The 22692-nt window shown below is 69.6% G+C and carries 21 protein-coding genes; 14 read left to right on the top strand and 7 right to left on the bottom strand.

Annotation, left to right across the window (positions count from 1 at the left end; genetic code table 11):
- The first annotated feature begins 272 nt into the window (after positions 1–272).
- The 7 genes from ccrA (at position 273) to ACTWP9_RS27730 (ending at position 8202) form a co-directional block, all read left to right on the top strand.
- On the top strand, positions 273–1610 hold the full coding sequence (gene ccrA, locus ACTWP9_RS27760) for a crotonyl-CoA carboxylase/reductase (RefSeq protein ID WP_443249026.1): 1338 nt from the start codon (positions 273–275) through the stop codon (positions 1608–1610).
- A 10-nt stretch (positions 1611–1620) separates the two neighbouring features.
- The gene (locus ACTWP9_RS27755; RefSeq protein ID WP_443249025.1) at positions 1621–3729 is read left to right on the top strand and encodes a protein meaA; all 2109 of its coding nucleotides are present in this window, start codon (positions 1621–1623) and stop codon (positions 3727–3729) included.
- On the top strand, positions 3726–4697 hold the full coding sequence (locus ACTWP9_RS27750) for an HpcH/HpaI aldolase/citrate lyase family protein (protein WP_443249024.1): 972 nt from the start codon (positions 3726–3728) through the stop codon (positions 4695–4697). Before ACTWP9_RS27755 ends, ACTWP9_RS27750 begins: the two co-directional genes overlap by 4 nt.
- A gap of 3 nt (positions 4698–4700) precedes the next feature.
- On the top strand, positions 4701–5225 hold the full coding sequence (locus tag ACTWP9_RS27745) for a MaoC family dehydratase (RefSeq protein WP_443249023.1): 525 nt from the start codon (positions 4701–4703) through the stop codon (positions 5223–5225).
- 1 nt (position 5226) lies between these two features.
- Positions 5227–6441 (top strand): acyl-CoA dehydrogenase family protein, encoded by a 1215-nt coding sequence (locus ACTWP9_RS27740; protein ID WP_443249022.1) that lies wholly within the window; start codon positions 5227–5229, stop codon positions 6439–6441.
- Positions 6442–6611: 170 nt separating this feature from the next.
- Positions 6612–7304: a phosphatidylserine decarboxylase gene (locus tag ACTWP9_RS27735; protein ID WP_443249021.1), complete on the top strand. Its 693-nt coding sequence runs from the start codon at positions 6612–6614 to the stop codon at positions 7302–7304.
- Complete coding sequence (locus tag ACTWP9_RS27730) at positions 7291–8202, top strand: CDP-alcohol phosphatidyltransferase family protein (RefSeq protein ID WP_443249020.1); 912 nt, start codon at positions 7291–7293, stop codon at positions 8200–8202. Before ACTWP9_RS27735 ends, ACTWP9_RS27730 begins: the two co-directional genes overlap by 14 nt.
- A 249-nt stretch (positions 8203–8451) precedes the next feature.
- Here ACTWP9_RS27730 and ACTWP9_RS27725 read toward each other — a convergent pair whose 3' ends face one another.
- From ACTWP9_RS27725 to ACTWP9_RS27710, 4 genes are all read right to left on the bottom strand, one after another.
- Positions 8452–9552 carry a glycerate kinase gene (locus ACTWP9_RS27725; RefSeq protein ID WP_443249087.1) on the bottom strand — a complete coding sequence of 367 codons (1101 nt, stop codon included), beginning with the start codon at positions 9550–9552 and terminating at the stop codon, positions 8452–8454.
- Between the two features lie 144 nt (positions 9553–9696).
- Positions 9697–11133 (bottom strand): phytoene desaturase family protein, encoded by a 1437-nt coding sequence (locus ACTWP9_RS27720; RefSeq protein ID WP_443249019.1) that lies wholly within the window; start codon positions 11131–11133, stop codon positions 9697–9699.
- A 26-nt stretch (positions 11134–11159) separates the two neighbouring features.
- Positions 11160–12005 carry an inositol monophosphatase family protein gene (locus ACTWP9_RS27715; protein ID WP_443249018.1) on the bottom strand — a complete coding sequence of 282 codons (846 nt, stop codon included), beginning with the start codon at positions 12003–12005 and terminating at the stop codon, positions 11160–11162.
- Positions 12006–12120: 115 nt separating this feature from the next.
- Positions 12121–12810, bottom strand: a complete 690-nt coding sequence (locus ACTWP9_RS27710; RefSeq protein WP_443249017.1) for a B3/B4 domain-containing protein — start codon at positions 12808–12810, stop codon at positions 12121–12123.
- Positions 12811–12989: 179 nt separating this feature from the next.
- Here ACTWP9_RS27710 and ACTWP9_RS27705 point away from each other — a divergent pair, with 179 nt between their 5' ends.
- From ACTWP9_RS27705 to ACTWP9_RS27690, 4 genes are all read left to right on the top strand, one after another.
- Positions 12990–13748 (top strand): 3-oxoacyl-ACP reductase family protein, encoded by a 759-nt coding sequence (locus ACTWP9_RS27705; protein ID WP_443249086.1) that lies wholly within the window; start codon positions 12990–12992, stop codon positions 13746–13748.
- Between the two features lie 125 nt (positions 13749–13873).
- Complete coding sequence (locus ACTWP9_RS27700; protein WP_443249016.1) at positions 13874–14428, top strand: COG4315 family predicted lipoprotein; 555 nt, start codon at positions 13874–13876, stop codon at positions 14426–14428.
- A 44-nt stretch (positions 14429–14472) separates the two neighbouring features.
- Positions 14473–14952 (top strand): hypothetical protein, encoded by a 480-nt coding sequence (locus ACTWP9_RS27695; RefSeq protein WP_443249015.1) that lies wholly within the window; start codon positions 14473–14475, stop codon positions 14950–14952.
- 40 nt (positions 14953–14992) lie between these two features.
- Positions 14993–16048, top strand: coding sequence for a lipoate--protein ligase family protein (locus tag ACTWP9_RS27690; RefSeq protein ID WP_443249014.1), 1056 nt, complete (start codon positions 14993–14995; stop codon positions 16046–16048).
- Positions 16049–16053: 5 nt separating this feature from the next.
- On the opposite strand, the gene ACTWP9_RS27685 is transcribed toward ACTWP9_RS27690, so the two are convergent.
- Entirely contained in the window at positions 16054–16872 is an 819-nt protein-coding gene (locus tag ACTWP9_RS27685) for a class I SAM-dependent methyltransferase (protein ID WP_443249013.1), read from the bottom strand.
- A 146-nt stretch (positions 16873–17018) separates the two neighbouring features.
- Here ACTWP9_RS27685 and ACTWP9_RS27680 point away from each other — a divergent pair, with 146 nt between their 5' ends.
- Positions 17019–17543 carry a DinB family protein gene (locus tag ACTWP9_RS27680; protein WP_443249085.1) on the top strand — a complete coding sequence of 175 codons (525 nt, stop codon included), beginning with the start codon at positions 17019–17021 and terminating at the stop codon, positions 17541–17543.
- Between the two features lie 3 nt (positions 17544–17546).
- Here the strand turns inward: ACTWP9_RS27680 and ACTWP9_RS27675 are convergent, their stop codons facing one another.
- Both ACTWP9_RS27675 and ACTWP9_RS27670 read right to left on the bottom strand, forming a co-directional pair.
- Positions 17547–18041, bottom strand: a complete 495-nt coding sequence (locus tag ACTWP9_RS27675; RefSeq protein WP_443249012.1) for a DUF3237 domain-containing protein — start codon at positions 18039–18041, stop codon at positions 17547–17549.
- On the bottom strand, positions 18038–18502 hold the full coding sequence (locus ACTWP9_RS27670) for an ester cyclase (protein WP_443249011.1): 465 nt from the start codon (positions 18500–18502) through the stop codon (positions 18038–18040). The genes ACTWP9_RS27675 and ACTWP9_RS27670 overlap by 4 nt, the downstream gene beginning before the upstream one ends.
- A gap of 314 nt (positions 18503–18816) precedes the next feature.
- Between ACTWP9_RS27670 and ACTWP9_RS27665 the strand changes: the two genes are divergently transcribed.
- A complete protein-coding gene (locus ACTWP9_RS27665; RefSeq protein WP_443249010.1) occupies positions 18817–21315 on the top strand; it encodes an ATP-binding cassette domain-containing protein in 2499 nt (832 codons plus the stop codon).
- Between the two features lie 290 nt (positions 21316–21605).
- Positions 21606–22670: an amidinotransferase gene (locus ACTWP9_RS27660; protein ID WP_443249009.1), complete on the top strand. Its 1065-nt coding sequence runs from the start codon at positions 21606–21608 to the stop codon at positions 22668–22670.
- Positions 22671–22692 lie beyond the last annotated feature (22 nt).

The following is a 22692-nucleotide window of genomic DNA, read 5'->3' as shown; positions in this document are numbered from 1 at the left end:
GAGCACGATTGATCGATCATCGCTCAGATGAGAGCGTATTGCGCCATGTGAGAATTCACGGCACGGGGTGTCTTGTGCGCTGGCACTGGGTGTCATACGTTGGGCGCAGTCCGGGCGCTGTCCCTACGGCGAAACCCGTGTGCCCCGGACCGCTTGGCGTCACAAGCGACCCGCGCACACCCGCGCGCACACCAGCACAGCCGAACCGACGGCACTGCCTCACAACCGACGTCCCTCAAGCCGCAACTTCGCCGCTTCGCCGGAGGCACACCGTGAACCAGATCCTCGACGCGATCCTCGCGTCCGACACCTCGCCGGAGGACTTCGCCGCCCTCCCGCTGCCCGAGTCCTACCGCGCCGTGACCGTCCACAAGGACGAGGCCGGGATGTTCGAAGGGCTGGAGGCCCGGGACAAGGACCCGCGTAAGTCGCTGCACCTCGACGAGGTGGCGGTGCCCGAACTCGGCCCGGGCGAGGCCCTGGTGGCCGTGATGGCCTCCTCGGTCAACTACAACTCCGTGTGGACCTCGATCTTCGAGCCGATGTCCACCTTCGGCTTCCTGGAGCGCTACGGCCGTCTCTCACCGCTGGCCAAGCGGCACGACCTGCCGTACCACGTCATCGGCTCCGACCTGGCGGGCGTCGTGCTGCGCACCGGTGTGGGCGTCAACTCCTGGAAGCCGGGCGACGAGGTCGTCGCACACTGCCTCTCCGTCGAACTGGAGTCCGCCGACGGGCACAACGACACGATGCTCGACCCCGAGCAGCGGATCTGGGGCTTCGAGACCAACTTCGGCGGCCTCGCCGAGATCGCACTGGTCAAGTCCAACCAGCTGATGCCCAAGCCGGACCACCTCAGCTGGGAGGAGGCGGCAGCCCCCGGCCTGGTCAACTCCACCGCCTACCGGCAGCTGGTCTCCCGCAACGGTGCCGGTATGAAGCAAGGCGACAACGTGCTCATCTGGGGCGCCAGCGGCGGACTCGGCTCCTACGCCACCCAGTTCGCGCTGGCCGGCGGCGCCAACCCGATCTGCGTCGTCTCCAGCGAGGAGAAGGCCGAGATCTGCCGCCGGATGGGCGCCGAGGCCATCATCGACCGTAAGGCCGAGGGCTACCGGTTCTGGAAGGACGAGCACAACCAGGACCCCAAGGAGTGGAAGCGCTTCGGCAAGCGCATCCGCGAGCTGACCGGCGGCGAGGACGTGGACATCGTCTTCGAGCACCCCGGGCGCGAGACCTTCGGCGCGAGCGTCTACGTCACCCGCAAGGGCGGCACCATCGTCACCTGCGCCTCCACCTCCGGCTACGAGCACAGCTACGACAACCGCTACCTGTGGATGTCACTGAAGCGGATCGTCGGCTCGCACTTCGCCAACTACCGCGAGGCGTGGGAGGCCAACCGGCTGATAGCCAAGGGCAAGATCCACCCGACGCTCTCCAAGAGCTACCCCCTGGAGGAGACCGGCCAGGCCGCCTACGACGTGCACCGCAACCTCCACCAGGGCAAGGTCGGCGTCCTGGCACTGGCCCCCGAGGAGGGCCTGGGCGTGCGCGACGAGGAGAAGCGGGCCCGGCATATCGATGCCATCAACAGGTTCAGGAACGTGTGAGGCGCCCACAGTGACCGATGAACGGGAGCCCAGAAAGCGCGACCGCCCGTGGCTGATGCGGACGTACGCGGGGCACTCCAGCGCGGAGGCGTCCAACGAGCTGTACCGGCGCAATCTCGAAAAGGGCCAGACCGGGCTGTCCGTCGCCTTCGACCTGCCCACCCAGACCGGCTACGACCCCGACCACATCCTCGCCCGCGGCGAGGTGGGCCGGGTCGGGGTCCCGGTCTCCCACCTGGGCGACATGCGCAGGCTCTTCGACGGCATCCCGCTGGAGAAGATGAACACCTCCATGACCATCAACGCCACCGCAATGTGGCTGCTGGCGCTCTACCAGGTGGTCGCGGAGGAACAGGGCCTTGGAGAGGAAGGCATATCCCAGCTCCAGGGCACGACGCAGAACGACATCGTCAAGGAGTACCTCTCCCGCGGGACGCACGTCTTCCCGCCGGGGCCCTCGCTGCGGCTGACCACCGACATGATCGCCTACACGGTCGCCCACCTTCCCAAGTGGAACCCGGTCAACATCTGCAGCTACCACCTGCAGGAGGCCGGGGCCACGCCGGTGCAGGAGATCTCGTACGCGATGGCGACGGCGATCGCCGTGCTGGACGCCGTACGGGACAGCGGGCAGGTGCCGCCCGAGGAGTTCGGGCGGGTCGTGGCGCGGATCTCCTTCTTCGTGAACGCGGGCGTCCGTTTCGTCGAGGAGATGTGCAAGATGCGGGCCTTCACCCGTATCTGGGACCGCGTCACCAGCGAGCGCTACGGCATCACGGACGCCAAGCAGCGCCGCTTCCGCTACGGGGTGCAGGTCAACTCGCTCGGGCTCACCGAGGCACAGCCGGAGAACAACGTCCAGCGCATCGTGCTGGAGATGCTGGCCGTCACCCTCTCCAAGGACGCCCGCGCGCGTGCCGTGCAGCTGCCCGCCTGGAACGAGGCGCTGGGCCTGCCCCGCCCCTGGGACCAGCAGTGGTCGCTACGTATCCAGCAGGTGCTGGCGCACGAGAGCGATCTGCTGGAGTACGAGGACATCTTCGCCGGCTCGCATGTCATCGAGGCGAAGGTGGACGCGCTGGTGACCGAGTCGCTGGCCGAGATGGCGCGGATCGAGGAGATGGGCGGGGTGATGGCCGCTGTCGAGTCCGGCTATCTGAAGTCCCAGCTCGTCTCCTCGCACGCGGAGCGGCGCGCCCGGATCGAATCGGGCGAGGAGAAGATCGTCGGCGTCAACTGCTACGAGTCGACCGAGCCGAGCCCGCTCACCGCCGACCTGGACTCCGCGATCCTGACGGTCGACCCGGCCGGCGAGGCGGCGACCGTGGCAGCCGTCAAGCGTTGGCGGGAGACGCGGGACGAGCCGTTCTGGCGCGAGGGCACCCGCGAGCCGGGGCTGCACCCGAGCGCCGAACAGGCCCTCGCGGCACTGCGGGAGGCGGCGGCAGGCGACACCAATCTGATGGAAGCCACGCTGGAGTGCGCCCGCGCCGGGGTCACCACCGGGGAGTGGGCGGGCGCGCTGCGCGAGGTGTTCGGCGAGTTCCGCGCGCCGACCGGGGTGAGTTCGGCCCCGGTCGCGGTCGGCGCCGAGGAGGGCTCCGAGCTGGCCGAGGTGCGGCAGCAGGTGGAGCGCACCGCCGCGGAGCTGGGCGTCGGCAAGCTGCGGCTGCTGGTGGGCAAGCCGGGACTCGACGGCCACAGCAACGGCGCCGAACAGATCGCCGTACGGGCCCGGGACGCGGGCTTCGAGGTGGTCTACCAGGGCATCAGGCTCACGCCGGAAGAGATCGTCTCGGCGGCACTCGCCGAGGACGTGCACTGCGTGGGCCTGTCCATCCTCTCCGGCTCGCACGCCGAGCTGGTGCCCGACGTGCTGGAGCGGATGCGGAAGGCGGGCGCGGTCGACGTCCCCGTGATCGTCGGCGGGATCATCCCGTCGGCGGACGCGCGGGCGCTGCGCGAGGCAGGGGTTGCCGCCGTCTTCACCCCGAAGGACTTCGGGATCACCCGGATCATCGGCCGTATCGTCGACGAGATCCGGACACAGCACAAGCTCGAAACGCGCGATCAGCGCAGTGAGCGCGACCAGCGAGAACCACTGGAGGTCACCTCGTGAACAGCGACAACCGGCAGCGGGCGCTCCGTCCGCGGCGTTCCTGCCTTGCGGTGCCGGGCAGCAACCCGCGGTTCCTGGAGAAGGCGCAGGGCCTCCCCGCCGACCAGGTCTTCCTCGACCTGGAGGACGCCTGCGCCCCGCTGGCCAAGCCGGAAGCGCGGCACACCGTCGTGAAGTACCTCAACGAGGGCGACTGGAGCGGCAAGACGCGCGTCGTGCGGGTCAACGACTGGACCACCGAGTGGACCTACCGCGACGTGGTCACCGTCGTGGAGGGCGCGGGCGCCAACCTGGACTGCGTGATGCTGCCGAAGGTGCAGGACGCGGCGCAGGTGCAGGCGCTGGACATGCTGCTGACCCAGATCGAGAAGACGGTGGGCCTGGAGGTCGGCCGGATCGGCATCGAGGCCCAGATCGAGAACGCCAAGGGTCTGGTGAACGTCGACGAGATCGCCGCGGCCTCGCCCCGGATGGAGACCATCGTCTTCGGCCCGGCCGACTTCATGGCGTCCATCAACATGAAGTCGCTGGTGGTGGGCGAGCAGCCGCCCGGCTATCCGGCCGACGCCTACCACTACATCCTGATGCGGATCCTGATGGCGGCCCGTACCCACGACCTCCAGGCCATCGACGGGCCCTACCTCCAGATCCGCGACGTGGAGGGCTACCGGAAGGTCGCCCAGCGCGCCGCTGCGCTCGGCTTCGACGGCAAGTGGGTGCTGCACCCGGGCCAGGTCGAGGTGTCCAACGAGGTTTTCTCGCCCTCCCAGGAGGACTACGACCACGCCGAGCTGATTCTGGACGCGTACGAGTACTACACCTCCGAGGCGGGCGGCAAGAAAGGCTCGGCGATGCTCGGCGACGAGATGATCGACGAGGCCAGCCGCAAGATGGCCCTGGTCATCTCCGGCAAGGGCCGCGCGGCGGGCATGCAGCGCACCTCCTCCTTCACCCCTCCGGAGGGCTGACCGATGCAGTTCGGACGTACTTATGAGGAATTCACGGTCGGCGACGTCTACAAGCACTGGCCGGGCAAGACGGTCACCGAGTACGACGACCACCTGTTCTGTCTGCTCACCATGAACCACCATCCGCTGCACATGGACAGCAACTACGCCGAGTCGACGACCGACTTCGGCAAGAACGTGGTGGTCGGCAACTACATCTACTCGCTGCTGCTGGGGATGTCGGTCCCGGACGTCTCGGGGAAGGCCATCGCCAACCTGGAGATCGAGTCGCTCAAGCACGTGGCGCCGACCTTCCACGGCGACACCCTCTACGGCGAGACGACGGTGCTGGACAAGGTTCCGTCGAAGTCGAAGAGCGACCGCGGAATCGTGCACGTCGAGACCAAGGGCTACAAGCAGGACGGCACCCTGGTGTGCGTCTTCCGGCGCAAGGTGATGGTGCCGACCGAGACCTACGTCAAGGAGCGTGGCGGAGAGCAGCCGGGCCGCCCCGAACTGCGGGAACCGGCACCGAAGGGCGGTAAGTGAGATGGGCCGGCTGGCACAGACCGAGGGTCTGACGGAGATACAGCAGGAAATCCTCACCACGGTGCGGAGCTTCGTCGACAAGGAGATTCTCCCTGTCGCCACCGAGCTGGAGCACAAGGACGAGTACCCCGCCGAGATCGTCGAGGGCCTGAAGGAACTGGGGATCTTCGGCCTGATGATCCCCGAGGAGTACGGCGGTCTGGGTGAGTCGCTGCTCACCTATGCGCTGTGTGTGGAGGAGATAGCCCGCGGCTGGATGAGCGTCTCCGGCATCATCAACACACACTTCATCGTGGCGTACATGCTCAAGCAGCACGGCACGCAGGAGCAGAAGGACCACTTCCTGCCGAAGATGGCCACGGGCGAGGTCCGTGGCGCGTTCTCGATGTCCGAGCCGGGGCTGGGCTCGGACGTGTCGGCCATCACCTCCAAGGGTGTGGCCGCCGACGACGGTTCCGGCGACTTTCTGCTCAACGGGCAGAAGATGTGGCTGACCAACGGCGGCTCCTCCACCCTGGTGGCCGTGCTGTGCCGGACCGACGAAGGCCACCCGGAGGGCACGGCTCCGCACAAGTCGATGACCACGTTCCTGGTGGAGAAGGAGCCTGGTTTCGGCCAGGTCCGGCCCGGGCTGACCATCCCCGGCAAGATCGACAAAATGGGCTACAAGGGTGTCGACACCACCGAGCTGATCATGGACGATCTGCGGATCCCGGCCGACCGGGTACTCGGTGGCGAGACGGGCCGCGGTTTTTACCAGATGATGGACGGGGTCGAGGTCGGGCGGGTCAACGTCGCAGCACGTGGCTGCGGTGTCGCACAGCGTGCCTTCGAGCTCGGTATCGACTACGCACAGCAGCGTCATACGTTTGGCAAGCCCATCGCCGGGCATCAGGCCATTCAGTTCAAGCTGGCCGAAATGGCCACGAAGGTCGAGGCAGCGCACGCCCTGATGGTGGGTGCCGCTCGCAAGAAGGACTCCGGTCAACGTAACGACCTGGAGGCAGGCATGGCGAAATATCTCGCCTCCGAGTACTGCAAGGAGGTCGTGGAGGACGCCTTCCGCATCCACGGCGGGTACGGTTTCAGCAAGGAGTACGAGATCGAGCGGCTCTACCGGGAAGCGCCGATGCTTCTGATCGGCGAAGGAACCGCAGAGATCCAGAAAATGATCGTGGGCCGGCGGCTCCTGGAGGAGTACCGCAACCAGGGCTGAATGTCCTTTTCGGGGTGTTTTCTTGGTATTCAAGATCACACCCCGAACCGGGACTTCGGCCACTGACTGGCCCGCTGGCTTGCCCAGTTGCCATCAGAAACCGATAGCATCCCGGGAAAGCCGCCGTCCCCCTGTCACCTACGCGGCTCCCTCCGCTACGAAGGTCATTCATGCCCCACAGCCCATCCACAGCACCCAGCGGCTCTCCCTCGTCCGGCACTGACGGCTCCGGCGCATCCCGCGCACCTCGCGTGCGCCTCGCGCGCGGTGCCTCGCCGTGGCTCGTGCCGACCGTCGCGACGGCCGCCCTCGGTCTGGCCCGCGCCCGCAAGTCGAAGCGCGCCGCACTGGTCGCCGTACCCGCGACAGCGCTCGCTGCCGGGATGCTGTGGTTCTTCCGGGACCCGGAGCGGGAAATCGGCCAGGGCCGGGTGATCTCCCCGGCAGACGGCGTGGTGCAGAGCATCATGCCGTGGCAGGACGGCCGTACCCGTGTCGCCATCTTCATGAGCCCGCTGAACGTCCATGTCAACCGGGCTCCCCTCGCGGGCACGGTGGCGTCCGTCGAGCACATCCCCGGCGGCTACGTTCCCGCGTTCAACAAGGAGAGCGAGAACAACGAGCGCGTCGTCTGGCACTTCGACACGGAGCTGGGCGATATCGAGATGGTCCAGATCGCCGGCGCCGTGGCCCGGCGCATCGTTCCTTACGTGCCTAGTGGTGCCAAGGTCGAGCAGGGCGAGCGCCTCGGGCTGATCAGGTTCGGCTCCCGGGTGGACGTCTACCTCCCCAAGGGCGTCGAGACGGCCGTGGAGGTCGGTCAGACCACGACAGCGGGGGTGACTCGCCTTGACCGTGATTGATCCCGACACCCAGGCGACCTGGGTTCCCGGAACGGAGCGGTCCGCAGATAGCGGCTACGCCGAGTACGCCGATGACGACTACGCGGAGTACACGGACGACGCCGACGACGAGATGCCGCTGTCGACCCGGCTGTCGATCGCGGACACGCTCACGCTGGGCAACGCGACCTGCGGATTCATGGCGGTGTACTTCACCACCACCGGCGTCCTCATTCCGCACCTGACCGGTAGCGAGGACGGCGGCATGGCCCGGCACAGCGCCGCCACGGCCGTGGTGCTGATGCTGATGGCCGCCGTCTTCGATCTCTTCGACGGGCTGGTTGCGCGCAAGCTGCGCAGCTCGGCGATGGGCGCCGAGCTGGACAATCTCTCCGACTTGATCAGCTTCGGGCTGGCACCGGCCTATTTCGTGGCCGTCTGGGGCATGGTCGCCAACGACAACGCGCACCAGCGGATTTCGGTCGTTGCCGCCGTCGTGGTGCTGCTGGCGGTGGTGCTGCGGCTTGCGCGGTTCTCCTGCGTGCCGATGCGGAACGGAATGTTCCAGGGCATGCCAGGGCCGTTCGGAGCCTTGACCGTCATTTCGATCGTGCTGCTGGAGTTGCCCTTCGTGCCGACCGCGCTCGGCATTCTCGGCGTCGCGTGGCTGATGGTGAGCCGCGTGGAGTATCCGAAGCCGCGGGGGCGGCTGGCTGTGGCCATGCTGTGCTGGATCGTGCTCAGCATGGGGTTGCTCGCCTCTTGGGCCTTCGATGCGCCGGGTGGGGAGCTGTTGCTGCAGACCGGGTGTGCGTTGCAGGTTGTTCTTGGGGCGGTGATTCCGTTGTTTGCGACAGCCCGGCGGGTGAATGCCTTCCGCGACAATCGGCGGGAGGCGCGGGCCGCCGCGCAGGGTTAGTCCCACCCTTCTCTGAGGGGCCCACCACGTGCTGGTGGGCCCCTCTTCGCGTCTCCATCCCCTTGCGGGGGCGCCCATGAGGGCTCCTTCGCTTGTGGGGGCACGCGGGTGAGGGGCCGTCGCTTGTGGGGGCACGCCTCGTTTCGTCTTTGGCTGCCTGCCGGTGCTTGTGGGGGCACGCCCCCTTGCGTTTTCGGCTGCCGCCGACAGAGGGAGGGGGCCCAAGGTGGGGCCCTCACACGTTGGAGGTCAGAGGTGGTCGGTGGCTAGGTGGGTGGCGAGGGTTTCCAGGAGGGGCCCCGCATGGGCGATGCAGCGGTCGACGTCGGACTCGATGTCCGTGAGGGCATAGGCCCTCTCGATGCCGGCGGCGTGGAGTTGCGGCAGGCCGATGGCGAGGCGGCCACAGACGGCGAGCACCGGCTTACCGGCGCGGCGCGCAGCAGCCGCGACGCCCGCGGGAGCCTTCCCGTGGAGGGTCTGCTCGTCCAGGGAGCCCTCTCCGGTGATCACCAGCGAGGCCCTCCCGATCGCGGCCTCGACGCCGAGCTCCTCCATGAGGATCTCGATGCCCGGGCGGAACCGGGCACGGAGGCCGACGAGTGCACCGAACCCGATGCCGCCCGCGGCGCCGGCGCCGGGCGAGGCGGCGGCCTCCTGTTCGCCGAGGACCTCGGCCAAGTGGGCGAGGGCGCCGTCCAGCAGCTGCACGTCCTCCTCGGTGGCACCCTTCTGCGGGGCGTAGACGGCGGCAGCACCCTTGGGCCCGGTCAGCGGGTTGTCGACGTCGCTGGCGAGGACGACCTCGACGTTCTTCAGCCGGGGGTCCATACCGGTCAGATCGGCGGAGACCAGTTCGCGCAGTCCGCCGCCGCCCCACGGGATGGAGTCCCCGTCCCGGTCCAGCAGCCGGGCGCCCAGCGCGTTCAGCATGCCGGCGCCGCCGTCGGTGGTGGCCGAGCCGCCGACGCCGAAGATGACGGTGTGAGCTCCCGCGTCGACAGCGGCCAGCAGCAGCTCACCGGCGCCGTAGGTGGTGGCTGTCAGCGGCACGAAGACGCCGGGTGGCAGATGCTGGAGGCCGGACGCCTCGGCCATCTCCACGACGGCGGTGCCCTCGCGCAGCGCGAAGGCGGCCGTGACGGGGGCGCCGAGGGGGCCTGTGACCTCGACCTCATGGCGGACGAAGCCGTTGGCGACGGCCGCCGCGACGGTGCCGTCGCCGCCGTCGGCCACCGGTACGGCCTCGATGTCCACCTCCGGGCGGGCCTTCCTGATGCCGGCCGTCAGATGCTCCGCGACCTCGACGGCCGTCAGCGATCCCTTGAACTTGTCCGCGGCGATCAGCACCCGCGCCGGTGTGGTCCGCACCGTCGTTGTCATGGTTCTGCCCCTGGGTCTCTCTGTTGTTCGAACAGGCAGTCGCGCCTTGGGGACCCTATCTTTCCGACGCCTCCCTCGACCATGGGCCGGAAAAGAGGGGGCGTGCGCGCCTTATCGTGCGCGCCCCCTGCGCAGCCGGCGCCAGACGGCGCGGGCGGCGTGGTGGCCCGCCATGCCGTGTACGCCGGGGCCGGGCGGGGCCGCGGAGGAGCACAGGAAGACGGACGGGTGTGCGGTCTCGTACGGGACGCGCTTGAGCTTGGGCCGGATCAGCAGCCGCAGCCCGGCTGCCGAGCCGCAGGCGATGTCGCCGCCGACGTAGTTGGCGTTGCGGACTGCGAACTGCGGTGGTCCGGCGGTGGCGCGGGCCAGCACGCGGTCGCGGAAGCCGGGCGCGAACCGTTCGATCTGCCGCTCGACGGCCTCGGTGGCGTCGCCCTCCCAGCCGTTCGGGAGATGGCCGTACGCCCAGAAGACATGCTTGCCCTCGGGGGCGCGGGTGGGGTCGACGAGGCTGGGCTGCGAGGTGATGAGGAAGGGGCGCTCCGGGGGCCGGCCGCGTACGACGGCGTCCCGCATCGCGGTGTCGATGTCGGCCAGCGTGGGGCCGACGTGCACCGTTCCGGCGCGTGCCGCCTGCGGGGAGGTCCAGGGGACGGGGCCGTCCAGCGCATAGTCGATCTTGAAGACGCTGGCGCCGTAGCGGATGTTGTCGTAGGCGCTGCCCAGCCCGGCGATACGGGCGAGCGCGGTCGGTGACGTGTCGAAGACGTAGGCGCGCGCCGGGGGGAGTTCGTCCAGGCGTTTGACCTCGGTGCCGGTGTGGATCGTACCGCCGAGGGCGCGCAGGTAGCCGGCCAGCGCGTCGGAGATGGCCTGGGAGCCGCCGCGCGGGACCGGCCAGCCGACCACGTGCCCGGCGAGGGCGAAGACGAGGGCGGGGGCCGTCATGAACGGGTTGTTCATCGGCGCGATGACGTGCCCCGCCATGCCCGCGAGCAGCGCCCGGGCCTTCTCGTCCCGGAACCGGATCTTGGACCAGGTGATCGGCTGCAGCCCGGTCAGTCCGAACCGGACGAGCTGCACGGGGTCGATGGGGAAGCGGCCGTTGAGGACCGAGCCGTAGCCGAAGAAGTCCTCCGCGAGGGTCTCCCAGCGGCCGATGTACGGCCCGACCAGGCGGCGGTAGGCGCCCGCGTCGCGCGGGCCGAGGGAGGCCGCCGTCTCACCGACCGAGCGGGCCAGCACGGCGGCGCTGCCGTCGGGGAACGGGTGCGCCAAGGGCAGTTCGGGATGCAGCCACTCCAGCCCGTACCGCTCCAGCGGCATGGAGCGGAAGGCAGGCGATGCGGCGCCGGTGGGGTGGACGGCGGAGCAGGGGTCGTGCCGGAAGCCCGGCAGGGTCAGCTCCTCGGTGCGGGCGCCGCCGCCGATGGTCTCGCGGGCTTCGAACAGCTCGACCTCGAAGCCGCGCCGGGCCAGCTCCACAGCTGCGGTCAGCCCGTTGGGGCCGGCCCCCACGACAACCGCGTCCCGGATCGATGGCACTTGCGGCTCCCCTCGCCCGGCCCTGGTCAGGCAGGTCGGCTTCTGTCGCTCTCGACGCTCTCGTCGCGCAGCAGCCCCACCATACGCCGCGTCGTGTCCGCGTCACGCGCCGCGGTGAACGGCAGCGCGTTGCCGCCCGCGAGGCGGAACGGGACATCCGCGACGGTGCTGCTGGCGCCGCCCGCCTCGGCCACCATCAGCAGCCCCGCCGCGTGGTCCCAGGCGGACTCCCAGGTGTAGGCGACGGCATCCAGCCGGCCCTGGGCGATTGCGACGTATTCGAGTCCCGCGGAGCCGGTGGGCCGTACGTCGACGCCCTCTGTGCGCAGCCCGCGCAGGGCGCGTTCCTGGGACTCGTCCGTGTAGTCCGGGTGCGAGACGGCGACGTGCAACGGCGCGCCCGCTTCGGGTGAACCGGCGTACAACGGCTCCCCGTTGAGGAGCGCCCCGCCGCCGCGCCGGACGATGGCCGTCATCCCGAGGGCGGGCGCCAGGACCCAGCCGGCGAGGGTCTCACCGTGGTGGGCCAGGGCAACCATGGTGCAGAAGCCCTCGTCGCCCGCGACGAACTGGCGGGTGCCGTCGATGGGGTCGATGATCCACACCGGGTCGGGGCCGACGAGCGCCGCGTACGAGGCCGGATGCGCGTGCACCGTCTCCTCGCCCACGACCGCGGATCCGGGCAACAACTCGCGCAGCGCCTGGGAGAGTTGCTGTTCGGCGCGCTGGTCGGCGACGGTGACCAGGTCGTGGCTGCCGGTCTTGGTCTCGACCTCGTGCTCGGCGAGCTGCCGCCAGCGCGGCATCACCTGAGCGTCAACGGCCTCGCGGACCGCCCGTTCCACGGCTGTCGTCAGCTCATCGTCGATCACCTCACCATGGAAGCACGGTCCGGGGCGGGGAGAGCGACCGGAGGCCGGGTTCGGCACCGCCGATCAGGCTGTGGGGGTGCGCCGCCTTCCTGGCGGAAGAGTGCGGCGGGTGGGTTCAGGCCCGTAGGAGGCGGGAGGCCGTCGCCGCGCCGGGGTTGCCGGCCAGCAGGGCGTCCGTGAGGGCGCGGCCAGCTTCTTCCAGCGCGGAGTCGTCCATGGCACCGAGGGCGTCGAGGATGAAAACCGCGCGGGTGGTCTGCGTCGTCAGCCGGGTGCGTACGCACTGGCGCCAGTTCCAGCGGCGGCAGGTGACGCCTTCGTCGTCGCACCAGATCACTTCGCCCGCACGCGGGTTCTCCGTCACGGGCTCGCCGCCCGACATGAGTGCGAAAGGCTCCGTGCCCTCGGCGCGGGTGAGCCGGAGGGGGCCGACGTAGCGGTCGAGATCCTCGCCGCCGAGCGGTACGACGTGCGCGACGGAGACCGCGTTGTAGATATCCGTCAGCCGGTCGACGCGCGGCAGTCCCTCAGGGGCGCGCCGCAGCAGCGCGTCGACGCTGGGACGGGTGCGCTTGGGCTTCGCGCCGAAGCCACGGAACGCCTCCCGCCACTCGGCGACATGCGGGTGCTCCTCGGGATCGCACGCCTTCGCCTCGGCCTCGGCGAGCAGTTCCTCGCTGAAGGCGTCGCCGGGCCCTGGCCGCAGTCCCTCGGCCACGATCAGCAGCGCGCGATAGTCCGGGCGCAGCTCACCGACGGACGGGTCGATGGAGGCGGCGGCCAGCCACTCCTCGGTGGTGTTCATGTGTACGTGTCGCTCCCGTGGTCGGCATTGGTTCATTTCACCGTACCAGCAGGTGCAGCATACGCGACCGAAAATGCACCGTCCGAATAGCGCCAGCACCCTGGCACCCGCCGCCCGAGGATCGAGGCATGTCAACCGGAACGACGACCGACACGACGACGAACGGGCAGGCGGAAACCATGCACAGCGACACCACCCACAAGCCCCTCACCGGCAGGGCAGCCCTCGTGACCGGCGGCAGCCGGGGCATCGGCGCGGCCGTCGCGCTGCGCCTGGCAGCGGACGGCGCAGACGTGGCGCTGACGTACGAGTCGAACGCCGAGCTGGCCCGCGAGGTGGCGGAGCAGATCAAGGAACGCGGCGGCCGGGCGTGGGCCGTACGGGCCTCGCTGGGGGATGCAGACTCGGTCCGGACCGCCGTGGAAGGGGCCGTGGAAGAGTTCGGGCGGCTGGACATCCTGGTCAACAATGCGGGCACCGGCGCCCAGGGTGAGCTCGCGTCGGTGGAGCCCGCCGAGCTCGACCGGGTGCTGACGGTCAACGTCCGCGGTGCCTACCTCGTGGCACAGGCGGCGGCCTCGCGGATGGCCGACGGCGGCCGGATCGTCAACATCGGCAGCTGCGTCTCCGCGCGCGTGCCGTTCCCCGGAATGACGCTGTACGCCATGAGCAAGGCGGCCGTCACCGGGCTGACCAAGGGGCTGGCCCGGGAACTGGCGTCGCGCGGCATCACCGTCAACCAGGTCTCGCCGGGCCCGATCGACACCGACATGAACCCGGCCGACGGAGAGAGCGCAGCAGCGCAGGCGGCGCTCACGATGCTGGGCCGGTACGGGACACCGGAGGAGATCGCCGACTCGGTGGCCCACCTCGTCGGCGACGGCGCCCGGTATGTCACCGGCGCCCTGCTGGCGGTGGACGGCGGCTTCGCGGCCTGAGGGCGCACAGGACGGCGGCTGCTTACGCAGGACGGCCCCCGCCGGGTGGCGGCGCCTCGGGGCGCGTGGTGCTCTGGTCCCGCAGCCCCTCCCCGGACCGTGGGAGAGCCGAGCCGGAGGACTGGATGAGGAACTCGACCAGGACAGCCGTCTGCGCCATGACAGCCGTGCTGTGGGCCGCTGCCCTCAGCGGCTGCTCGGACGACGGCGGCGGCGGCGCGGCCCCCTCACCCTCGACCACGAAGAAGGAGGGGACGGTCCAGGTGCGCTCCGGCGACCTGGGCAAGATCCTGGTCGACGGCGCGGGCCGGACGCTCTATCTGTTCGAGGCGGACAAGTCGAGCAGGTCGACGTGCAAGGGGGGTTGCGCACAGGCGTGGCCCCCCGTCGTCATCAAGGGCAAGGCCGAACCCAAGGCGGGTGCCGGAGCCAGGAGCGAACTCCTGGGAACCAGCAAGCGGGAGCGCGGCGACCGGCAGGTCACCTACGACGGCCATCCCCTCTACCGCTACGCGGGCGACGAGGAGGCGGGCGACACCAAAGGCCAGGCGCTCAACCAGTTCGGCGCCCAGTGGTTCGTCCTCGACCCGTCCGGCAAGAAGATCACCAGCGGGGAGAAGGAGAAGAAACAGAAGAAGAAGCCCTCCAAGAAGCCGAAGCAGACCGACGGCGGCTACTGAGACCCGGGACCGGTATCCCGCACACCCGGACGGCAGGAGAGGCCATGACCGCGAACGCCCCCACCCCTCCCCACGCTCCGCCACCCGCACCCCACGGGCAGGCGTACCGCATCGTGCAGGGCGGTGCCCGCGCGCTGTCCGCCGGAGGTCTCGGCGTCGACGCCTACGTCCACGCCAACCTCGCCGACCAGTACGACGCGGTCAGCGCGGGCATCAGCCAGGGGGACCTCTTCCGGATCGAGGCGGGTCTTGCGGCGCTCGCGGCGCTGCTGGTGCTGGTGTGGTGGCGGAGGCTCTCCGACGCGTTCGCCTGGCTGGTCGCCGGCGGCGGGCTGGCGCTGCTGCTGCTCTACGCCTACGTCGACGTGGGCGAGCTGGGGCCGATCCCCAACATGTACGACCCGGCCTGGTTCGACGACAAGAGACTCACCGTCGTCGCCCAGGCCGTGACGCTGGTGATGTCCACGTTCCTGCTGATCAGCCATACGCGCCGAGCGCGTCGGCTCGTCACCGACGTGGGCTGACGCCGGCTCGGGAACGGACAGCTGAGGCAGGGGATCAGCCATGCACGGCGAGTACAGGATTCCCGGCGGCAAGCTGGTGGTGGTCGATCTGGACGAACAGGACGGCGCGCTGCGGAATGTCCGCGTGGCCGGCGACTTCTTCCTCGAACCCGACGAGGCGCTGGCAGCCATCGACCAGGCCCTGGAGGGCGCCCCGTCCGACACCGACACGGCCGCCCTCACCGCCCGTATCGAGGCCGCGCTTCCCCAGGGCACCGCGATGTACGGCATCACGGCCGAGAGCGTGGCGGTCTGCGTACGCCGCGCGCTGACGCGGGCCACCGAATGGACCGACTATGCGTGGCAGCTCATCCACGAGCCTCCGCAGTCGCCCGCCCTGCATATGGCCCTCGACGAGGTGCTGACGGCGCAGGTCGCCACCGGCCGCCGCGCCCCGACGCTCCGCGTATGGGAATGGGACTCCCCCGCCGTGATCATCGGCAGCTTCCAGTCCCTCCGCAACGAGGTGGATCCCGAGGGCGCGGCCCGGCACGGGGTCACCGTCGTACGCCGTATCTCCGGCGGCGGTGCCATGTTCGTCGAGGCCGAGAACACCATCACCTACTCCCTCTCGGTGCCGGCCTCCCTCGTCTCCGGTCTGTCCTTCGCGGACTCGTACGCCTACCTCGACGACTGGGTGCTGAACGCCCTCGGTGAGATGGGGATCAGGGCCTGGTACCTGCCGCTGAACGACATCGCCTCCAAGGAGGGCAAGATCGCCGGCGCCGCCCAGAAGCGCATCACGGCCGGCGACGGAGCCGTTCTGCACCACGTGACCATGTCGTACAACATCGACGCCGAGAAGATGCTGGACGTGCTGCGCATCGGCAAGGAGAAGATGTCCGACAAGGGCACCAGCAGCGCCAGGAAGCGCGTCGATCCGCTGCGCCGGCAGACCGGCCTCCCGCGCGACGAGGTCATCGACCGGATGATCCGTTCGTTCCGCAGCCGCTACGGACTCGCCGAGGGCCGGGTGACCGACGAGGAGATGGCCCGCGCCGAGGAACTCGCCCTCACCAAGTACAGCAGCGAGGAGTGGACAGCACGGGTGCCGTAGAGGCGCTAGGTTCTCGCCGCGGTGACGGCCACGGTGGTGTAGGGCATCGTGAAGCTGCCTCCGATCGCATCGATTGCGGCTCCGACAGCGTCCAGCACCTGGGCCAGCCGGTCCGGGAGGAGCGTGGTGAGGATGCCTTGGGTCGGCATCTGGTCCAGCCACTCGTCGCGGGTGTAGGTCTGCTCCCAGCCGAAGCGCCACTGCTCCGGCTCGCGGAACCCGCCCGCCTCCCGGATGCCGTCGATGGCCTTGATGACCAGCGGTAGGTGGCCGTCCGGGACCTGCTTCTGCTGCCGGGGGTCGACCGGCGCGTCGGGCACCACCCGCCGGTAGGCGGTGGCGAAGGCTTCCGCCACATCCGCCGGGAGCTGGAAGACATGCCAGAAAGCGGCCAGCAGACCGCCGGGCCGCAGCACCTGCGCCGCCTTCGCCGCGCCCGCGACCGGGTCGACCCAGTGCCATGCCTGTCCGGCGACGATCACGTCGAACGCCCGGCCCGCCGGGTCCCAGGACTCGAACGTGGCCTCCTCGACCTCGATCCCGCCGCGTCGGGCGAAGTCGGCCAGGCGCGGGTCCGGTTCGACGCCGAGGACCCGGCAGCCGACCGCTGCGAACTGGCGGGCTGCTATGCCGGTGCCGCAGCCGACGTCGAGCACGCCGGGGCCGGGCCCGGCGTCGACGATGCGCTGCACCAGGCGGTCGGGGTAGCGGGGGCGGGTGCGGTCGTAGCGTTCGGCATCCACTCCGAACGATTCGGCCATCTGCCGGAGTTGATGGGGCTCGGGCCCGGACGGGCGCGAGGATCCCGAGGATTCAGTGGGCATTCGCCCACCCTAGGTGGGCGATCGCCCACTTACAATGACGTCCAACGGTCCCGACCGAACAGGAGAGTTTCGTGGAGCAGAGCAGGACTGCGGAGTCCGGCCCCCTCCCCGGCGCAGGCACCTCCGCTCCGGCCAGAAGGGCCGAGATATTCCTCAGCCCCGAGCAGGACACCCGGTTCGACGGTCCGACGACGGGTGACGAACGCGCCCTGCTCGTCGGCGTTCTGACGGCCCAGCGCACCACCCTGGAGCTGAAGTGCGCGGGCGTGGACGGTGCGCTGGCCCGGCGATCCGTCGAGCCGTCCACGCTCTCCCTGCTCGGGCTGGTCCGGCACCTCGCCGATGTGGAGCGCCGCTGGTTCCGGCAGGTGCTCGCCGGGCAGCACGCGCGGCCCCGCTTCTCCTCGGACGCCGACCCCGACGGGGACTTCAACGGCGCGGCGTCCGACGAGGAGACCGTTACAGCGGCCTGGCACGCCTGGCGCGAAGAAGTCGCCTTCGCGGAGCGGTTCGTCGCCGAGGCGCCGGACCTCGATATCGCGGGCGTCGACGGCTGGCGCGGGAAAGTGTCACTGCGCTGGGTGCTCGTCCATATGGTCGAGGAATACGCCCGGCACAACGGCCACGCCGACCTGCTCCGTGAGCGGATCGACGGAGCGAGGGGGGTGTGACGGTCACAGGACCTCGCAGATCTTGTAGGCGATCCCTCCTTCGACGAGGTATCCCGACCCCACGCAGACGATGCCGTTGAGCCAGGCGTACTGCTCGGCTCCCGTCTCGAAGAGCGGATTGGTGCGGAAGTAGTAGCCGGCCGGGTCGATGCGGTACCGCTCGGCGGGATCGGCCATGGCCTCGCGCAGCGCGGGCGGTGTGACCCAGCGACCGCCGTAGGTCATGTGCAGCAGCGCCCCGTCGTGGGTGCGCAGTGTCAGGCGTACATCCAGTGCCATCGTTCCGTCCGGGGCGAACAGCGCCCAGTCCCCGCCGCCGGGCACCACCTCCCCGTGCAGTTTGGGCCCACAGAACGTGCCTCCGGCGGCACCGAAGAGGACGCGTCGGCCGAACGGGCCGCTGCCGATGGGCAGTCGGGGATTCAGATCGACGACGAGGTCGAAGAGGTGCGCTGTACGGATGTCCCCCACCTCGCGCACCCGCGCGTCCGCCGTCATCGGGCCTCTCCTTGTGCGAGTACGGGAAAGAGCGTGCTGCGGACCGCGTCCGTGGAGACACCGGACTGGTCGCACAGCGTCGCCAGGTCGAAGAAGAACTGTTCGCTCGCGATGAGGTCGTCCTGGAAGGTGAACTGGAGGAAGACCGGCAACGCAGCACGGGTGCCGTCGGGTTGCACACCGAACCGGTCGCCCGTCATGGTCAGCCGCGCCGTTCCCCAGCACACGAGCGTGTCCGCGTTGCTCGCATGGCCGTCCAAGGTGATGTCGTAGTCCGGGAACGCGGCGAAGAACCGCCGCAACGCCCTCTCGTTCTCGGCCCGCCCCCGGGCCGTCGTGCCGAACGCCGGGGTCTCCAGCAGCATCTCGGGGTGGAGGAGCCGGAGGGCCGCAGGGATGTCCTGCCGGCTCTTGGCGACGGCCAGCGCATGCGCCAGCTCGACCATGCGTCGTTCCTGCACGGGGTGCCTCCTTCGGCGAGATAACCGTACGATCGTTCGCATAGTTAACACGCTACCGGCGTGCACCACAACCGGTTGGCGACCGTCGTGAGGCGGGAGCGTCTGCCAGGTCGAGAGAGGTCGCACAGCGCGGGTCACCGCCCGCGCGCACGCCGCCTCGCCCGGTTACCCGGACGGGTGAACCACCAGGTCCGGGCCTGGCTGGCTGCCCGGGCCGCCCCCTAGGCTCCGTATGACTGCTAACGCCCGATAAATACGCCGGTATTCGGCTAGAGCCCGTGGGCGCCGTTCGCAACCCTGGTGGATCTTCGTACATGACACTCCTGATGGGCCCGCCCGCGGCGAGCGCGCCGCCGTTCAGTCGTCTCGCCGATGCTCCGCTCCGCCCACGGTCGGTGCTCCCCGGTCGGCAGCGCTGGGAGGTGGAGGCCGTCCGCGGGCGGCCCAACCTCGCCCGGCTGCTGGAGAGTTCGCTCCAGGCGGCGCCGGGGATCGACACGGCGGAGGTCAGTCCGGTCACCGGCCGCGTGCTGCTGTTCCACGAAACCGCGCTGAGTTCGCGGGACGCCGCTCGGCTGCTGGGCGAGACCGTGGCGCAGGTGCTCGCCCAGGCCGCGGACCACGCCGTACCCCGCCGGGCGCCTCGTGGAAACTCTCGCGGAACGTCCCGCCGAGTGCCTCGGCAAACACCTGGCCGGGCAGCCGGTGGCGAGGACGGGGCGCCACCGGTCGCCGACGGGACGCGGCACTCTTCCGGCACCGGCACCCGCAGCGGTCTCGGCGTCGTGGCGGTTGTGGGGGCGGGCGCGGGGGCCGCTGTGGCGCTCGGGGTCGGGAAGCATGTGCTGAAGGTGCTGGCCACTCCGTGGGTGAGCCTCGGGCTCGTCGCGGCCGCGACGACGGCCGTCATCAGACGCGCCTGGCGACGGTCCAACGCCGACAGAGCCGCAGCCGAGGGCTCCAGCGACACCTCCGACGCCTCCGGATCGCCCTCCCGCCGTCACTTCCTGACGAGACTCATCGGGCCGCACCGGCGCAAGTTCGCCCTTGCGACCGTACTGTCGGCGTTGTCCCAGGCCGTCGAAATGGGCCTGTTCGCGCTCATCTCCTACGCCATTACGGTGCTCGTCGGCGGTGGCAGCCAGACGCTGGCCGGCCTGGGGCTGGTCGGCCTGGAGACACAACTCCCGTTCCTGGCAGGCGTCATGGCCCTGGCCGCCGTGGCCTCGAGCGGCGCTTCGTACCTCGCCGGTGTCACCTGGCGCAAGCTCGCCCAAAGCATCGAGAGTGACCTCCGTACGACCACGTACGCGCACGTGCAACGGCTCTCGACAGCCGACCTGGAGGGTGAGCGGACCAGTCACACGACGCAGGTGCTGACCGAGGACATCAGCCAGCTGGGCAGCTTCGTCGCGCGCACCTTGCACGAGTCGACGCAGTTGGCAACCTGCTTCGCCGTGCTCGCACCCGCATACCTCCTGCTGGCCCCGCAGCTGGCCTGGATCGCCTTCGCCCCGATCCCGCTCGTCGCCTGGCTCGCCTTCCGCTTCCACGAGCGCACGGCCGACGACCGCGCGGCGTCCGCCGCCGCCCGGTCCCGCCTGCACGCCCGCCTCACCGACAATCTCCAGTCCAACGTGATGGTCAAGGCCGCGTGCACCGAGGAGTACGAGGAGCAGCGCGTCGCCGAACTGTGCGCGGAGCACGGCGAAGCGAACTCCCGTACCGACCGCAGCTCCGCCTACCAGGCCCAGCTGGTGCGGATGTGCGCCATGGCGGCAGTGCCCACCACGATCCTGCTGGGCGGTAAGGCAGTGCTGCGCAGTGAGCTGCCCCTGGAACGCTTCACTCCGCTGCTGGACCTGCCCGCGATGACGCTGTCGCGCCTGTACCGGCTCGGAGACATGACGGACGACTACCGCCGCTCCGTCGACGCGTTCGAACGCGTCCAGCGGCTGCTGGACCTGCCCCAGGAGCGCTCCGAGGGCAGCAGGGAACTGCCCGCCGACGGAATCCGCGGACAACTCGACCTGCAGAAGGTGACGTTCGCCTATCCCGGTCGGCCGGCGGCCCTGTCTGATCTGTCGATGCACATCGCTCCGGGCCGGGTCACCGGCATCGTCGGGACGACCGGCGCGGGCAAGACGACCGTCGCCAAACTCCTCATGCGCTTCCGGGAACCCAACGCCGGCCAAGTGCTGCTGGACGGCGTGGATGTGAGCGAACTGCCGCTGCACGAGCTGCGGAGTGTGATCGGTTACGTGTCCCAGGAGCCGTTCGTCTTCGACGGGACCATCGCGGAGAACATCCGCTACGGCACCTTCGACGCCGACGAGCGCCGCGTCGCCCAGGCCGCGCGCGCCGCCGGGGCCGACTCGTTCATCACGTCACTGCCCGACGGCTACGACTCCCAGGTCGGCGAACGGGGCGCCGCGCTCTCCGGTGGCCAGAAGCAGCGCATCGCCCTTGCCCGTACCTTCCTCGCCGATCCCCCTGTCGTCATCCTCGACGAGGCCACCTCAGCGGTCGACAACGAGACCGAGGCAGCCATCCAGCGCGGACTCGAAGCCTTCGCCCAGCAGCGGACGCTCATCGTCATCGCCCACCGGCTGTCCACCATCCGCAACGCCGACACCATCTACGTCCTGGAACGCGGCGGCGTGGTCGCCGAACGCGGAACCCACACCGAACTGGTGCAGCGCGGCGGCAGATACGCCAACCTGTGGCGCCTCCAGTCAGGCGAGCCCCCGGCGTCCCGGCCGACCGAGCAGGAGCACCAGCCGCCGACCTGGTTGCGCGCCCTGCCGAGCTGAGCGGGGGACGGGAAGAACGAAGGCACCACCGGGGGCGCGCGGCTGCTGCTCGCTGCCGCGCGCCCCCGATGCCTCGGTTCCGCTCTCTCGTGGGGTTATCTGCTCGATTTCTTGCCTTCCGCTCTCGATATTCCTGGAATGGGTACGCCGGATCTGCCGCTGCGCCGGTGGCTCAGTGTCGGAATCGGTACCGGCCGACACCTATTCAGGTGTCCGGAATGGAAGACAAGAGAAAGCGAGTCAGTATGGCGAGTCGAACGAGCGGGCACTCGATCGATGAAAAGAAGGACGTGCCCCCTCGACAAGCCCTCAATTCCTACACCGAGTGGGACCCGCTCAACGAGGTGGTCGTCGGAACGCTGGCGGGTGGGGTGTTTCCCACGTGGCAGGAGTCGATGGCCCATGTCGTACCCGAAACCGCTCGTTCCGTCTTCCAGGAGCGAGGCGGCCTTCCTTTCCCGGCAGAGCATCTGAAGGCTGCTGAGGCGGAGTTGGAAGCGCTGGCCGACACCCTGACCGCCGAGGGCGTCAGGGTGGTCCGGCCGGAGCCCATGGAACACCAGCGGCCGTTTCGCACACCGGCGTGGGAGAGCACCGGCGGGTTGTACGCGGGGATGCCCAGGGACCTGCTGATGGTCATCGGGGACATTCTCGTCGAGGCACCGATGTCCTGGCGGTGCCGGTACCACGAAGTGGACGCGTTCCGTTCGCTGATCAAGTCGTACTTCCGGCGCGGAGCCCGGTGGCTTCCCGCTCCTCGCCCGCAACTGGCGGACGAGCTCTACCGCACGCCGGGAGGGGACCTGGCCAACGGCGACCGGTGGGCCGTCACCGAGTTCGAGCCCGTCTTCGACGCGGCCGACTTCCTCCGCTTCGGCACCGATGTGGTGGCCCAGCGCAGCCATGTGACCAACCAGTTCGGTATCGACTGGGTGCGGCGCAGTATCGGCGAGGAATTCACCGTCTCGGTCATCGAGACAAACGACCCGCACGCCATGCACATCGACGCCACGCTCGCTCCGCTGGCTCCCGGGAAACTGCTGGTCCATCCTGAACGCTATGTGCACTCGGAGCTTTTCGACGGCTGGGATATTCTGCCTGCGCCGTCGCCCACGCTTCCCGATGATTGGCCCATGTACTTCTGCAGTCCATGGGTCAGCATGAATGTCTTGTCACTCGATCCGGAAACCGTGGTCGTGGAGCGCCAGGAAAAGCCGCTGATCGAGGCGCTGACCGACTGGGGCTTCCGCTGCGTTCCGGTTGACTTCCGGCATGTGTACAGCTTCGGCGGGTCCTTCCACTGCGTCACCCTGGACACCGTGCGCGAGGGAGGGGCACGGAAGTATCTGGCCTGACCGACGGGCTGCGGATTCGTTC

The organism is Streptomyces sp. 3N207 (assembly GCF_052246355.1).
Lineage (GTDB): Bacteria > Actinomycetota > Actinomycetes > Streptomycetales > Streptomycetaceae > Streptomyces.
The sequence above is the reverse complement of the archived record's forward strand: the minus strand, read 5'-3'. Positions and strand labels throughout refer to the sequence as shown.